17 protein-coding genes are annotated in these 13,312 nt (G+C 57.2%); 2 read left to right on the top strand and 15 right to left on the bottom strand.

Annotated elements, in window-relative coordinates; genetic code table 11:
* Nucleotides 1–43: 43 nt before the first annotated feature.
* The 15 genes from ACTQ3R_RS08290 to ACTQ3R_RS08220 all read right to left on the bottom strand — a co-directional run bounded on the left by ACTQ3R_RS08290 (nucleotide 44) and on the right by ACTQ3R_RS08220 (nucleotide 11,117).
* A complete protein-coding gene (locus tag ACTQ3R_RS08290) occupies nucleotides 44–244 on the bottom strand; it encodes a DUF1858 domain-containing protein (protein WP_441778665.1) in 201 nt (66 codons plus the stop codon).
* Nucleotides 245–393: 149 nt separating this feature from the next.
* Nucleotides 394–675, bottom strand: coding sequence for a zinc-ribbon domain containing protein (locus ACTQ3R_RS08285; protein ID WP_441778664.1), 282 nt, complete (start codon nucleotides 673–675; stop codon nucleotides 394–396).
* Between the two features lie 61 nt (nucleotides 676–736).
* Nucleotides 737–1,375, bottom strand: coding sequence for a sigma-70 family RNA polymerase sigma factor (locus ACTQ3R_RS08280; protein ID WP_441778663.1), 639 nt, complete (start codon nucleotides 1,373–1,375; stop codon nucleotides 737–739).
* Nucleotides 1,376–1,451: 76 nt separating this feature from the next.
* Entirely contained in the window at nucleotides 1,452–2,810 is a 1,359-nt protein-coding gene (glmM, locus tag ACTQ3R_RS08275) for a phosphoglucosamine mutase (protein ID WP_441778662.1), read from the bottom strand.
* Nucleotides 2,811–2,852: 42 nt separating this feature from the next.
* Nucleotides 2,853–3,272, bottom strand: a complete 420-nt coding sequence (locus tag ACTQ3R_RS08270) for a YrvL family regulatory protein (RefSeq protein ID WP_441778661.1) — start codon at nucleotides 3,270–3,272, stop codon at nucleotides 2,853–2,855.
* Between the two features lie 14 nt (nucleotides 3,273–3,286).
* Complete coding sequence (ruvB, locus tag ACTQ3R_RS08265; RefSeq protein ID WP_441778660.1) at nucleotides 3,287–4,354, bottom strand: Holliday junction branch migration DNA helicase RuvB; 1,068 nt, start codon at nucleotides 4,352–4,354, stop codon at nucleotides 3,287–3,289.
* Nucleotides 4,355–4,403: 49 nt separating this feature from the next.
* Nucleotides 4,404–4,736: a DUF6054 family protein gene (locus ACTQ3R_RS08260; RefSeq protein ID WP_441778659.1), complete on the bottom strand. Its 333-nt coding sequence runs from the start codon at nucleotides 4,734–4,736 to the stop codon at nucleotides 4,404–4,406.
* 14 nt (nucleotides 4,737–4,750) lie between these two features.
* The gene (locus ACTQ3R_RS08255) at nucleotides 4,751–4,915 is read right to left on the bottom strand and encodes a hypothetical protein (protein WP_441778658.1); all 165 of its coding nucleotides are present in this window, start codon (nucleotides 4,913–4,915) and stop codon (nucleotides 4,751–4,753) included.
* 5 nt (nucleotides 4,916–4,920) lie between these two features.
* Nucleotides 4,921–5,529, bottom strand: a complete 609-nt coding sequence (ruvA, locus tag ACTQ3R_RS08250; RefSeq protein ID WP_441778657.1) for a Holliday junction branch migration protein RuvA — start codon at nucleotides 5,527–5,529, stop codon at nucleotides 4,921–4,923.
* A 33-nt stretch (nucleotides 5,530–5,562) separates the two neighbouring features.
* Nucleotides 5,563–5,994, bottom strand: a complete 432-nt coding sequence (locus ACTQ3R_RS08245) for a hypothetical protein (RefSeq protein ID WP_441778656.1) — start codon at nucleotides 5,992–5,994, stop codon at nucleotides 5,563–5,565.
* Between the two features lie 5 nt (nucleotides 5,995–5,999).
* Nucleotides 6,000–6,521, bottom strand: a complete 522-nt coding sequence (ruvC, locus tag ACTQ3R_RS08240) for a crossover junction endodeoxyribonuclease RuvC (protein WP_441778655.1) — start codon at nucleotides 6,519–6,521, stop codon at nucleotides 6,000–6,002.
* Nucleotides 6,522–6,691: 170 nt separating this feature from the next.
* On the bottom strand, nucleotides 6,692–8,623 hold the full coding sequence (lysS, locus tag ACTQ3R_RS08235; protein ID WP_441778654.1) for a lysine--tRNA ligase: 1,932 nt from the start codon (nucleotides 8,621–8,623) through the stop codon (nucleotides 6,692–6,694).
* 45 nt (nucleotides 8,624–8,668) lie between these two features.
* Nucleotides 8,669–9,142: a transcription elongation factor GreA gene (gene greA, locus ACTQ3R_RS08230; protein ID WP_441778653.1), complete on the bottom strand. Its 474-nt coding sequence runs from the start codon at nucleotides 9,140–9,142 to the stop codon at nucleotides 8,669–8,671.
* Nucleotides 9,143–9,242: 100 nt separating this feature from the next.
* Nucleotides 9,243–9,980, bottom strand: a complete 738-nt coding sequence (locus ACTQ3R_RS08225; protein WP_441778652.1) for a hypothetical protein — start codon at nucleotides 9,978–9,980, stop codon at nucleotides 9,243–9,245.
* A gap of 165 nt (nucleotides 9,981–10,145) precedes the next feature.
* A complete protein-coding gene (locus tag ACTQ3R_RS08220; RefSeq protein WP_441778651.1) occupies nucleotides 10,146–11,117 on the bottom strand; it encodes a DUF4349 domain-containing protein in 972 nt (323 codons plus the stop codon).
* A 116-nt stretch (nucleotides 11,118–11,233) separates the two neighbouring features.
* Here ACTQ3R_RS08220 and ACTQ3R_RS08215 point away from each other — a divergent pair, with 116 nt between their 5' ends.
* Nucleotides 11,234–11,974 carry an SH3 domain-containing protein gene (locus ACTQ3R_RS08215; protein ID WP_441778650.1) on the top strand — a complete coding sequence of 247 codons (741 nt, stop codon included), beginning with the start codon at nucleotides 11,234–11,236 and terminating at the stop codon, nucleotides 11,972–11,974.
* 13 nt (nucleotides 11,975–11,987) lie between these two features.
* A complete protein-coding gene (locus tag ACTQ3R_RS08210) occupies nucleotides 11,988–13,268 on the top strand; it encodes a LysM peptidoglycan-binding domain-containing protein (protein ID WP_441778649.1) in 1,281 nt (426 codons plus the stop codon).
* Nucleotides 13,269–13,312: the final 44 nt, after the last annotated feature.

Genomic DNA, 13,312 nt, shown 5'->3' with positions numbered 1-13,312 from the left:
GGGAGCGGACCGTCCGCTCCCCTTCTCCGTCTATGTGTGGTTTTTACTGGGCGGCGATCATGGCATTGACCTTGGCCAGCAGCTCGTCAGGATCCACCCCGTGGACCATGCAGGCCTGCTCCACGGTCTCACCACGGGAAGCGGGACAGCCCAGGCAGTGCATACCGATGTCCATAAACAGGGGGGCAGTCTGAGGAGCGATGGTCAGAATATCGCCGATGATAGTATCCTTCGTAATGGTCATTGGAAATCCTCCATTTATTTTGGGATGGGGATAGTATACCCTATCTTCCCGGCTTTTTCAATGGAAAATTGGAAAAAGTTCCGTGATTTCCCCGGAAGGATAAATAAAAAAGGGCACCCCAGCGGGCACCCTTTTAAGTCGGCTATTAATTAGCCCTGCTGCTCACGCATCTTGGCGAAGCAGTCGCTGCAGTAGACAGGACGGTCAGACTTGGGCTCGAAGGGAACCTTAGCCTCACCACCACAGGCGGCACACACGGCAGTGAAGTACTCACGGGGGCCGCGGGCAGCGTTCTTGCGGGCGTCACGGCAGGGCTTGCAGCGCTGGGGCTCGTTCTGGAAGCCACGCTCAGCGTAGAACTCCTGCTCACCAGCGGTAAAGACGAACTCGTTGCCGCACTCTTTGCATACCAGGATCTTGTCTTCGTACATTGGAATTCCCTCTCTTTGACTCGTTGCCCGGTCAATACGCCGGGCGGTTGTAATATTGCGATCAGCTCTCGCTGGATACGCCGGAAGAAAAGCTGCGGGCCATTTTTCGGCGGATACGCTGAATGGCGTTGTCCACTGACTTTTGGGAGCGGCCCACCCGCTGCGCGATCTCTCCGCAGGAGAGGCCGCTGAGATAAGGGGTTAAAATCTGTGCTTCAAGCTCTGACAGTTGGCCTTTCAGAGCGTCCAGACGCTCCTTCAGTTCCTCTCTGCCGATCACCACATCCTCTGGGCTCTCGGCGCTGGAAAACAGATGCGCACTGGTTCCGTCAAAAAGAGGTGGCTCATATGAAACGCTGTAATTCAAGGGTGCATGCTTTCCACCCTGGGCTGCACGTACGGCGGTAAGCAGGCGGCTTCGGATACAAATCTCCGCATAGGTGCGGAACCTGGCATCCCGTCCCGGATCATAACTCCGGATGGCGGTAAGCAGTCCCATCATTCCTTCCTGGATCAGATCCTCGCTGTCTCCCCCCGCCAGGAACAGAGGGCGGGCACAAGCCCGGACCAGCCGGCCATACCGCTGGACCAGTTCTGTCTCTGCCTGGGAATCTCCCTGGGCAGCTCTCTGGGACAGTTGTTCGTCCGTCAGGCTGTTAACGGGCCAATGCTCCAAATCGACGCATTGATTGTTATTCATAATAAACAAATTGTTCAGATTTGTCAAGGGTTTTCAGGAAATATTCTGTTTAAAATTACAACTTCCAATTTTATCCTTACAGTCCCCGGATCAAATCAGCCAGCCGGTCGGCCACCTCCTGTGCAAGCTCCTGAGTCTTTGCTTCCACCATAACACGCATAAGAGCCTCGGTGCCCGAGGGGCGCACCAGCACCCGTCCTTCCCCGTTCAGGCCCGCCTCCTCGCGCTGGATGGCCTGGGCCAGCAGAGGGCTTGCCATCACAGACTTTTTGACATCGTTGTCGGATACAGGGATATTGACCAGCACCTGGGGATACCGGGGACAGGGACCAAACACCTCAGAGGCCTTCTTGCCGCTCTCCTTGAGCAGGGCCAGCATCTGCAGGGCAGTGAGCTGTCCGTCGCCGGTGGTGGCATACTCCAGGAAAATCATATGCCCAGACTGCTCACCGCCGATGGCATAGCCCTTCTCCAGCATACGCTCCAGCACGTTCCGGTCGCCCACGTCGGTGCACTCCAGCTTCATGCCGTTCTCCTTGGTGTACAGGTGCAGGCCCAGATTGGACATGACGGTAGCGACCACGGTGTCTCCGGGCAGCTTGCCTTTCTTCTTGAGGTCTTGACCACAGGCGGCCATGATCTGGTCACCGTCAATGAGGTTGCCCAGCTCGTCTACCGCAAGGCACCGGTCCGCATCTCCATCAAAAGCCAGGCCCAGGTCATAGCCGCCGGCCTTTACCATGGCGGCCAGGCCGTCAATATGGGTGGATCCGCACTTCTCATTGATGTTCACCCCGTCGGGGTCGGCGTTAATGACGTCGGTACGCAGCTTGGAGAACCGGTCAAAGAGCCGGGCGGCGGTGGCAGAAGCGGCGCCGTTGGCGCAGTCCACCAAAATCCGAAGACCACCCAGGGTGGAGTCGATGGTGCTCTCCAGATGGTCGATATAGTCCTCAGAGGCCTTGGGAGCCACATAGCTCACCTTGCCGATGTCCGCCCCGGTCTTCCGGGCCACATCGTTGTGGCCGAAGAGGACGATGTCCTCAATCTTCTCCTCCAGCTCGTCGGAGAGCTTGAAGCCCTGTCCGTTGAAGATTTTAATGCCGTTATGCTCAAAGGGATTGTGGCTGGCGGAAATGACGATCCCCGCATCCGCCCCCTCGTCCACGGTGACCCAGGCCACACCGGGGGTGGGCAGGGTGCCCAGATCCAGCACATCAGCTCCAGCGGTACAAAGTCCTGCAATAAGAGAACCCTTCAGCAGATCACCGGAGATGCGGGTGTCCTTCCCGATGGTCACCAGGGGCTTCTCCCCCGGCTTTTTGCCCTTGGCCAGCACTGTGGCGGCAGCCAGACCCACTTTGTAGGCCAGATCTGCGTCCAATCCGGCGTTGACCACACCGCGAATTCCATCCGTTCCAAACAGTTTACCCATGTTATTGTTCCTTCTTTCTTCCAAAGTCATCAAATATTCTCTTCACTGCTCAGATTTCTTTTTGATCGGCAGAGTAACCAAAGCCATGGAAAGTCCCAGGATACATAGGGACAGTGCGCTTGCGGAAACCCCCTTTATCCATTGGTCTGCAAGCCAAAAGCTGATCACTGTACACAAGGTGTCCAACGGAATGTAAAGTAAATTTCCCTGTCGCCGGCTCACCTTCCCCATCCGGTACAGCGCACGAGGCAGCGCCGTACTGAACAGTTCCAGAGGCAGACTAAAAAGCGCAGCACTGAGAAAATAGATCAGCAGCTGTCCCATACTTTCATAATGAAAACCGAATATTCCCATCAAGCGGCCACCCAATTGGGCAACAACTGCAAACACGAGAAATGCAAGGGAAAAGAGAATCCCGGTTCCCAACAGGCACACAAACAATTTTTGAATCTTTTCTTTCACAAAAACCTCAAGAATTAAAAACTTAGCTGGTCCATTGCCCCGTCCTGTCCACCCGGAACGCTAAGACCCAGGTGCTGGTAAGCCTTTGGGGTAACGCACCGTCCCCGAGGGGTACGGGTCAGAAAGCCCAGCTGCATAAGGTAGGGCTCGTACACGTCCTCCAGGGTCACTGCTTCTTCATTGATCGTAGCGGCCAGCGTCTCGAGGCCAACGGGACCGCCCCGGTAATTTTCAATAATGCTGCGCAGCATTCTGTGGTCGATGGAGTCAAGACCCAGGTAGTCGATCTCCAGGGCAGTAAGGGCCTCGTCCGCTACCTTTTTGGTAATGACGCCCCCCGCCTTCACCTGGGCAAAATCCCGCACCCGGCGGAGCATCCGGTTGGCGATCCGGGGGGTTCCGCGGCTGCGGCGGGCAATCTCCATGGCTCCGTCCGGCTCAATGGGCACCTCCAGAATCCCGGCAGAACGGGTCACGATGAGGGCCAGCTCCTCCGGGGTGTAAAGCTCCAGCCTTAACGTCACTCCAAACCGGTCCCGAAGGGGAGCGGAAAGCTGCCCCGCCCTTGTGGTAGCTCCAATGAGGGTGAACTTAGGCAGATCCAGGCGGATGGAGTTGGCCGAAGGCCCTTTTCCAATGATAATGTCGATGGCGTAGTCCTCCATGGCCGGGTAGAGCACCTCCTCCACCGAACGGTTGAGGCGGTGGATCTCGTCCACAAAGAGGATGTCATTCTCATTTAAATTGGTGAGCAGAGCCGCCAGATCTCCCGCCTTTTCAATGGCAGGGCCGGAGGTAATGCGCACATTTACCCCCATCTCATTGGCGATAATGCCGCTGAGGGTGGTTTTGCCCAGGCCGGGCGGGCCGTGGAGGAGCACATGGTCCAGAGGCTCATGGCGCATTTTGGCTGCCTGGATAAAGACTTCCAAATTCCCTTTCGCCTTTTCCTGGCCGATGTACTCCCGTAAGGTTTTAGGCCGCAGGGAATACTCCCCCTCGTCCTCTCGGGTGAGGGAGGTGGTCACCAGCGGCTCCAGCTCCTCGCTGTCAAATTCCGAATTGGAAAAATCAATACTCAAACTGTCACATCCCTGTCCCATTCGGTGGGTTTTACTTCAAATGGACGAACTAATATCGCTCTGCCAGCTCCCGGAGGGTATCCAGAAAGGCCTCTTCCCCCCAGGTGTTGATTTTAAAGAACATGGCCTGACTTCCTCCGGAGGTAATGGCAGACAAAAACAGGTCTTCCCCATCCCCCATCAGCATCAAAGCCATGGATACCCGGTTGCCGCCGCCGAAGCTGTAGCGCTCATACACCCGCACGCAGCAGCGCACGCCAGCCCGCTGCCAATAGCTCTCGTCCTCGAAGCTGGCAGACATGCTGGCATCTAAAATTCCTTTATGGAAATACTCCAGGGTCTCATCAAAATCGCCGCGGAGTTCTGTTTCAAATTTTGCCATACGTCCGCCTCCTCTCAATACCGCAGGATAAAATAGATCACATACACCCAGCTAAGCAAACCGTGAAAGATGGCCCAGCCCACCGAGTGCCAAGTCGTGTAGGAAATCACCATAGCCAGACAGGTACCAAAGGTAATCCCGCTTTTCACCACGGCCTTGGATCTTTTCTTCTCTTCCATAGCCTTTACCCCTTCATCATCTTTTTCAGTGCCTGTTTGATGATCTCCTCCAGAGTAAGGCTGTCCAAGTCGATCCCCTTGAGGGCCACATTGATCTCTCCCTGGGAATACCCCAGCACTGCCAACGCAGCGCCGGCCTCGGAGAGCTTGTTTTCGGGAATGACAGTGACCCCGGTACCGCCGTAAGTCTCTCCCGCCCCATTGATGGTCTGCCCCTTGGCCAGCTTGTCCTTGAGCTCCAAAATCACCCGCTGGGCAATCTTTTTGCCGATGCCCTGGGCACAGGTGAGGGCCTTCTCGTCCCCGGTAATGATGGACAAAGCCAAGTTGGCCGGCGTATTGGAGGAAAGAATAGACAGTGCCGCCTTTGGCCCCACGCCGGAAACCGAAATGAGCTGCTGGAACAGATTCAGCTCCTCCTGGGTGGCAAAGCCATAGAGCTCCATGGCATCCTCCCGAACATTCAGGTATGTAAAGAGCTTTCCCTTGTCACCTTTTTTTAAGGCGGACAGGGTATAGCTGGTGGTGCGGCAGGCATACCCAACCCCGCCGCAGTCCATGACAGCCAGGTAGGGCTCGATGTGGGCCACGGTGCCGCTGAGATAATAAAACATAGTTTCCTCCACCCGCCGCCCGTAGGGCGGCTTTTAGTCTTTTAACAAATAACGAAATGCTCCGTCATAGCACAGTTCTAAACGAAATTCCAGACAGCGATTCCCCAGGTTCAGAAAGCCATCCAGCTTCACCTGATGATATCCGAATGTCTCATCCATAATGTCCAGGCCCATCTCGGGATATTCCCGCAGGAATTCCTCCACCGTCATTTTCTTGCCGGTAAAGGAGCCGTAGTTGCCACACAGGACATTTTGGTATTCCATAACATAGACACTGGAAAAGTCCCAGTCAATGCCGGTGATCTCTACATCCCCCTCCACCTGCTCGCAGGGGCCCAAAGTGCTGACATAGCCGCTCTGGGTGATGAGACGCAGGGTATCTCCCTGCAACTGCACCTTCCGGACATAGGCATCATGGAGGCTGTACGGGGGCGCGGAATCCGGCTTTTTCAAAACAGTTCTCACACCGCTTACCTCGTGTCATATTTTTTGGGGTCAAAGACCCGTTCAGTATTGAGCAGGCTGGTGGCCGAGCGGCCGTGACAGATGGCAATGGCCAGCGCGTCGGCGGCATCGTCGGGCCGTGGGACCTCCTTCATATTCAAAAGCCGCTGGGTCATCAGCATGACCTGACGCTTTTGTGCTCCGCCGTATCCCGCCACCGCCTGTTTCACCTGCATGGGGGTATATTCAAAGATCGGCACCCCCAGCTTCTCCGCCGCCAGAAGGATCACCCCCCGGCCATGGGCCACGGCGATGCCGGTGGTGATATTTTTGGTGAAGAACAGCTCCTCCACCGCCATTTCATCGGGGTGAAAGGTATGGATGAGCTCCTCCATATCGTTGGAAATCTGCAGAAGCCGGTTAGACAGGGGGAGTCCCGCCGGGGTGGTAATGACGCCATACTGAATGAGCGTATTCTTGCCCCGCTGGGCCCGAATGACCCCAAACCCAATGGTAGCCACTCCGGGATCGATGCCTAAGATGATCATAGTGTCCTCCTGTCCCCAATGATACAGGGTAAGTATATCACATTCCCTCCATCAAGGGAAGAAAAAATCCTCTCTTCTTACATTTCATGGATTCGGTTCAAATTTCAGACAAAAAAGTGCGATTTCCCATGGCATTCACGGAAAATCGCACTTTACAGGTTCAGTAGCGCTTAGTACAGCTTGGCGCCGGCGGGAATATGGTCGTCCACCATCAGGCAGTGGAGCTTCTCCACGCCCTCCTCGTGGTGGATGGCGGAAATGATCATGCCGCAGGAGTCGATGCCCATCATCTTCCGGGGAGGCAGGTTGGTGATGGCGATCAGGGTCTTGCCCACCAGCTCCTCAGGCTCATAGGTATCGTGAATGCCGCTGAGAATGACACGGTCGGTGCCGCTGCCGTCGTCCAGAACGAACTTCAGCAGCTTCTTGCTCTTCTTGACCGCCTCGCACTCCTTCACCTTCACGGCACGGAAATCGGACTTGGCAAAGGTCTCAAAGTCCACGAAGTCGGCAAACAGAGGCTCGATCTCCACCTTGGAGAAGTCGATCTTCTCCACAGGAGCCTGAGCGGCAGCGGGAGCGGCCTTTTCCTCCTTCTTGACCCCTTCGGGCTTCATGGTGGGGAACAAAATGACTTCACGGATGCTGTCAGAGTTGGTCAGCAGCATGACACACCGGTCGATGCCGATGCCCAGGCCGCCCGTGGGGGGCATGCCGTACTCCAGAGCGGTGAGGAAGTCCTCGTCCATCATGCCGGCCTCCTCGTCTCCCTTGTCCCGCAGCTCCACCTGCTTCTGGAAGCGCTGGCGCTGGTCAATGGGGTCGTTGAGCTCGGAGAAGGCGTTGCCCATCTCACTGTGGCAGATGAACAGCTCGAAGCGCTCGGTGAGCCGGGGGTCCTTGGGCGAACGCTTGGCCAGGGGGGACACGTCTACCGGGTGCATGGTGATGAAGGTAGGCTGGATGAGCTTCTCCTCCACCTTCTGGTCAAAGCACTCATAGAGGGCGTTGCCCCAGGTCTTGTCGGCCGTCTCGGGCAGCTCCACGCCGATGGACTTGGCAGCAGCCACGGCCTCCTCGTCGGAGGTGATGGCCATAAAGTCGATGCCGCAGTACTGCTTCACCGCCTCGTGCATGGGCAGACGGGGCCAGCCGGGGGTCAGGTCGATCTTCTCCCCCTGCCACTCCACCTGATAGGTGCCCAAAATCTTCTGGGCGGCGGAGGAGAGCAGATCTTCGAAGAGGTCCATCATGTCGTTAAAGTCGGCATAGGCCTGGTAGAGCTCAATGGTGGTGAACTCAGGATTGTGCTTGGGGTCCATGCCCTCGTTGCGGAAGATACGGCCAATCTCATACACCCGGTCCATGCCGCCGACAATGAGCCGCTTCAGGGGCAGCTCGGTGGCAATGCGCATGTACATGTCGATATCCAGGGTGTTGTGATGGGTGATGAAGGGGCGGGCGGTGGCGCCGCCGGAGATGGTGTTGAGAACGGGGGTCTCCACCTCCATAAAGCCCCGGCCATCCATGAAGTCACGCACGTGCTTGATAAATTTGGAACGGATGATAAAGTTGCGCTTCACCTCAGGGTTGACGATCAGGTCCACATACCGCTGACGGTAGCGAAGCTCCGTATTGGTCAGCCCGTGGAACTTCTCGGGCAGGGGCAGCAGGGACTTGCTCAGCAGCGTCACCTTCACCACCCGCACGGACATCTCGCCCCGCTGGGTGCGGAACACCACACCGTGGACGCCCACGATGTCACCGATATCGTACTTCTTGAACCGCTCATACTCCTCCTCATCCATCTCGTCCTTCCGGGCGTAGAGCTGGATGCGGCCGGACTTGTCCTGCAAATCGCAGAAGGACACCTTACCCATACCGCGCTTGGACATGAGCCGTCCGGCAATGGAGACCTCGCTGCCCTCCAGGGCGTCGAAGTTCTCCTTGATGTTGGCGGAGTCGTTGTTCACCTCATAGCGGGTGACCTGGAAGGGATCACTCCCCTCCTCCTGAAGCTTGGCGAGCTTGTCCCGGCGAATCTGCAGCAGCTGGGACAGGTTCTCCTCCTGAGGGACATTCTGATTGTTCTTCTCGGCCATATGCGACCACTCCTATCTGTTTCGGCCCACAGGCCAAGTATAATATTACCGCTCTACTTTCAGGATTTTGTACTCCACGGGACCGGCAGGCGCGTCTACGGTCACGTCTTCTCCAGGGTTCTTTCCCAGCAGGGCGCGGCCAAAGGGGGAATCCTCAGAGATAGCACCGTTCATAGGATCGGCCTCCTGAGAGCCAACGATCTTATAGGTCTCCTCCTCGTTGAACTCCTTATCCAGCACCGTGACCGTGGAGCCCAGACGGACATAGTCGCCCTCCTGCTCCTCTTCTTCGATGACCACATAGTTGCTCAGGATCTCTTCCAGCTCAGCCATGCGGGAATAGAGCTTGCCCTGCTCATTTTTGGCCTCGTCATACTCGCTGTTCTCGCTGAGATCGCCAAAGGAACGGGCCTCTTTAATGAGCTCGGCCACCTCTTTCTCCCGGACGGTCTTCAGGTAATTCATCTCGTCCTGCAATTCCTTGAGCCGCTGGGGGCTCAGCTTGTATTCCTTTGCCATAGTACCTCGCACACCTTTCCAAAAAATGACCCGGAGCTGCTCCGGGCAACACGCATTGGCGCGGAAATTTCATATTTTGCGCTTCCTGCCCGCTTTTTTATCATTCAGTGGGCATAAGGATGGATTCTGTGTCATTATATGTGTTCGGCCCGGTTCTGTCAAGTATTTTTATGTCTTCTGGCCCCAGCTTTCCCCCCTCCCACAGCGCTGCCAGCAGGGGGAGATTTTCCCGGTCCTCCTCTGCCAGCTCCGGTGCCGCCAGAGCAAGCCCGGCCAGCCGTGGGCTGGGCCCATAAAGGCCCAAATCCTCCTCATCCTCACCTTCGCTGCCTGGATGGAAACAGAGCCCTACCTGTCCCGGCATTTCCTGGGGCAAAATAGGCATTCCAAACTCCCACCGCAGCCACTGGGCCAGCTCCCGGCCGCCTCTGGGCACATCGATCACCAGGTTGCGTACTCTGGGACACAGCTCTGCCGCGGCCTGCCGCATCGCCCGGTCGGCCCGGCTGCCCCGCAGGGCCACAGTAGCACGGTCGGGGGCAAGTCCCCGGCGTTCCAGGCTCCCCAAGGCCAGAGGGGCACTGTGCGCCTTGACCAAAGGTTCGGTCTCGATGGGACGAAGGCCCATGGCACCCACCACATTCCAGTCTTCAAAGCTTCCCGGAACCAGCAGGCGGCTCACCCCTGCCCGGCGGAAGGACCGGCCCGCTTTCCGCAGCCGCCGCAATGCCCAAAAGCTCTCCGGGTCCACCTCCGCCCACAGCACATGGAGTCCATAGAGCCTGCCCGGAACCGTGATCCCCTTCCCCCGCGCGGTAAATTTCAGTCTGCCGATCAATCGCTCGTCCTCCCTTCCGTCCATCCTATGTGGTCAGGAGCCGGGTTATTTCTCTTTCCTTTGTCTGCCCGAAATTCAAATACCGGGACCGGCCCATTATAGGCCAGTCCCGGTACGGATTTTGAATTCAGGTTTAACCCCTTCGTCCGGAATCTTTACATTCCCTTATTCCGGGTCCCTCGGCTGCTCCTTGGCCTTTCTTACCCGCTTCCAGCGGCGGTATCCCACTGTACCGCCCACTGCCACGGCTGCTGCCAGAACCGCCAGGGCAATGAAGTTGTAGGACACCCAAATGAGCAGCTGCTGGCTGCCGGTTACCAGCCCTTCCAGGCTGGAACGGAACCCTGCCGCCATACGGGACCCCAGGGAAGCGGTCTCTCCCACCTCTTCCGTGACCTTACTCACCTCATTGAGATAAATATTGAAGGTAGAAAAGCCAATGAGGGCATCGTAGCGGTTCAGGGTGGAGGTATACTGCTCAATTTGATACTCCACCTCGCTGAGGGCATTTTCCAAAGAGATGATATCCTCCATGGTCTCCGCCTTCTCCAGCAGCTCCAGCAGCCGCTCTTGCTTGGTGCGCTGGGTTTTCAGCCGGGACTCCGTGTCATAGTACTGTTCCCCCACGTCCTCGCTGCTCTCGGTCAGCTGGGTCACATAGCCCAGGTCCCCCGTGGCAGATAAAAACGCCTGGTATTTCTCCGCCGGAATACGCACCACATACTCTCCGCTGCGCTGGGCGTTTACATCCCGATAGCTGCCCCCATACACCGAGGAGCGCTCAAAGTAACCCCCGCACTGTTCCACCAGATCCTGGAGGGATTGGACGGCCTGGTCAAACACAGTGGTCTGGATGGACAGCTCCGCCCGGCGGATGAGCTTAGCTCCGCTGTTTTGATAGACGGAGCTTCCCCCATCTTCTTCCGCCGCTGCAGCAGCGGACTGAGACTCCTGAGGAGCAGAGGGTGCGTAGAGCTCCATGTCCATCCCACTCCCACCGCTGTTGCCATACTCCATCGCGGCCCCGCTGGATGCTGTGGTATCCCCCGCGGCCATGTTTGCAGAGCTTCCCCCTCCGCAGGCAGAACAAAGCAGCAGCATGGACAGGCACAGGGCAAACGCCTTCTTTTTCTTCACGGTAATCCTCCCTTTCATTCTGGTCTTCTATTCCTTTAGACGAAAAAAGAACCGAGCAGTTGCACCTTTTTTCAAATTTTTTCATAGGATGGGCAAAAACAGGAGGTGCTTTCTCTATGCCCATTATTTATCTCTCCCCCTCCACCCAGGAGTTTAATTATTATGTCAACGGCGGGACTGAGGAATATTACATGAATCTTCTGGCCGACAAAATGGTCCCCTATCTGGATGCCTCAGGGATCCGCTATTCCCGGAACACCCCGGACATGACCGCCGCCTCCTCCATTGCCGCCTCTAATGCGGGAAACTATGACCTGCACTTTGCCCTCCACTCCAACGCCGCAGCCGGTGACCAGGCCGGGAAGGCCAAAGGTTCCATTGTCTTTTACTACCCCACCAGCGCCCCTGGGAAACGGGCGGCGGAACTGGTGGCAGATGCTCTGAAAACCATCTATCCTGACCCCAATCTGGTGCGCATCCAGTCCACCACCACCCTGGGTGAGGTAGCTAAGGTCCGGGCCCCAGGCATTTTGCTGGAGCTGGCCTTCCACGACAACCCCGAGGATGCGGCCTGGATCAAAAACAACCTGGATGAAGTAGCACGGATTTTGGTGCTGGCTCTGACCGAATATTTCGACATCCCGTTCTTCGAGACGGAAAACCGCCGTTCCGGCGTAGTGGATGTGACCTGGGGCAGACTCAATATCCGCGCCCGGCCAACTACCGACGCTCCCATCCTGGCACAGGCTCCCGATGGGGCTCCCATCACCATCATCAACACCGCAAACGGCTGGCACCTGGTAAACTTCAACGGCACCGTCGGCTATGCCAACGCCGACTACATCACCCTGCTGTAAGGAGGATTTTCCTATGGACATTCATGTGGTACAGCCTGGAGATACCCTTTACCGACTGGCCAGGCAGTACGGGGTCTCCATGGACCGCCTGCTCCACGACAACCAGCTCCCCGACCCCTCTCAGCTGGTGGTGGGCCAGACCATCGTCATCCGTACCCCTGCGCTCACTTACACCGTGAAGGAGGGAGATACCCTCTGGTCCATTGCCCAGGCCCACGCCTCCACCGTCCGCACCCTGCTGCGCAATAACCCCAATCTTCAGGGGAAAGACCTTCTCTACCCCGGCCAGGTGCTGGTGATCCAATACCAGGACCGTCCCCAGGGGCTTCTCACCGTCAACAGCTACGCCTACCCCTGGATCGACCGCGCACTGCTCACCGCCACTCTCCCCTATCTCTCCCAGCTCACCCCCTTCGCCCACCGCTTCACCAGTGACGGGACGCTGATCGCTCCGGAGGATGAAGTTCTGATCTCTGCCGCTCTCCAGTCGGGTGTGGCACCGCTTTTGTGCCTTGCCAACCTGGACGAGAACGACAGCTTCTCCAGCCAGCTGGTCCATCAGCTATTAAACTGCGACACTGCCCAAGACAAGCTCATCACCGCCATTGTGAAACAGGCACAGGGCAAGGGCTACCGCGGGGTGGATGTGGACTTTGAATATGTCTATGGAGAGGACGCAGAACACTATGCTAACTTCCTTAGCCGCCTGCGCCAAGCCCTCTCTCCCATGGGGCTGCCCCTGTCCGCAGCCTTGGCAGCGAAAACACGGGATGACCAGCCCGGACGGCTCTATGAGGGGCATGACTATGACCGCATCGCCCAGGCGGTGGACTACGCTCTGCTTATGACCTACGACTGGGGCTATGTCAGCGGCCCGCCCATGGCCGTGGCCCCCCTGCCCCAGGTGCGGGAAGTGGTGGAATATGCCCTCACTCACTTTCGTCCCCAGCAGCTCTACCTGGGCATCCCCAACTATGGCTATAACTGGCCCATCCCATTCAAAGAGGGAAATCGGGCTGTATCTGTAGGGAACCAGCAGGCTGTCCGCCTGGCCTGGGACCGCCACGCCGCCATCCGTTTTGATCAAACCGCTCAGGCTCCCTGGTTCCGGTATGTGGACGAAAATGGACAGGAGCGGGAGGTATGGTTTGAAGATGCCCGAAGCATTCAGGCCAAGGTGAAGCTGGCCCTGGAATATGGCCTTCACGGGGTGGGGTATTGGAACCTGGACCGGCCTTTCCCCCAAAACTGGGTGGTGCTCGCCTCCACGGCCAACATTGCCTGCTTGATGTAATTCAGGAAAGGGGCTGGATTTTCCCGGCGGGGTGTAGTACAATA

It is taken from the genome of Lawsonibacter sp. LCP25S3_E2 (genome assembly GCF_052117285.1).
In the GTDB taxonomy this organism is placed as follows: domain Bacteria; phylum Bacillota; class Clostridia; order Oscillospirales; family Oscillospiraceae; genus Lawsonibacter.
This window is presented reverse-complemented; position numbering and strand designations above follow the sequence as displayed.

Bases quoted from the DNA above. Each gene is read 5' to 3' on its own strand.
- ruvC (WP_441778655.1), bottom strand. From the start codon at position 6,521: ATGATCATCTTAGGCATCGATCCCGGAGTGGCTACCATTGGGTTTGGG.
- ACTQ3R_RS08255 (WP_441778658.1), bottom strand. From the start codon at position 4,915: ATGGAAGAGAAGAAAAGATCCAAGGCCGTGGTGAAAAGCGGGATTACC.
- ACTQ3R_RS08290 (WP_441778665.1), bottom strand. From the start codon at position 244: ATGACCATTACGAAGGATACTATCATCGGCGATATTCTGACCATCGCT.
- ACTQ3R_RS08280 (WP_441778663.1), bottom strand. From the start codon at position 1,375: ATGAATAACAATCAATGCGTCGATTTGGAGCATTGGCCCGTTAACAGC.
- lysS (WP_441778654.1), bottom strand. From the start codon at position 8,623: ATGGCCGAGAAGAACAATCAGAATGTCCCTCAGGAGGAGAACCTGTCC.
- greA (WP_441778653.1), bottom strand. From the start codon at position 9,142: ATGGCAAAGGAATACAAGCTGAGCCCCCAGCGGCTCAAGGAATTGCAG.
- ruvA (WP_441778657.1), bottom strand. From the start codon at position 5,529: ATGTTTTATTATCTCAGCGGCACCGTGGCCCACATCGAGCCCTACCTG.
- ACTQ3R_RS08215 (WP_441778650.1), top strand. From the start codon at position 11,234: ATGCCCATTATTTATCTCTCCCCCTCCACCCAGGAGTTTAATTATTAT.
- ACTQ3R_RS08210 (WP_441778649.1), top strand. From the start codon at position 11,988: ATGGACATTCATGTGGTACAGCCTGGAGATACCCTTTACCGACTGGCC.
- ACTQ3R_RS08285 (WP_441778664.1), bottom strand. From the start codon at position 675: ATGTACGAAGACAAGATCCTGGTATGCAAAGAGTGCGGCAACGAGTTC.
- glmM (WP_441778662.1), bottom strand. From the start codon at position 2,810: ATGGGTAAACTGTTTGGAACGGATGGAATTCGCGGTGTGGTCAACGCC.
- ACTQ3R_RS08260 (WP_441778659.1), bottom strand. From the start codon at position 4,736: ATGGCAAAATTTGAAACAGAACTCCGCGGCGATTTTGATGAGACCCTG.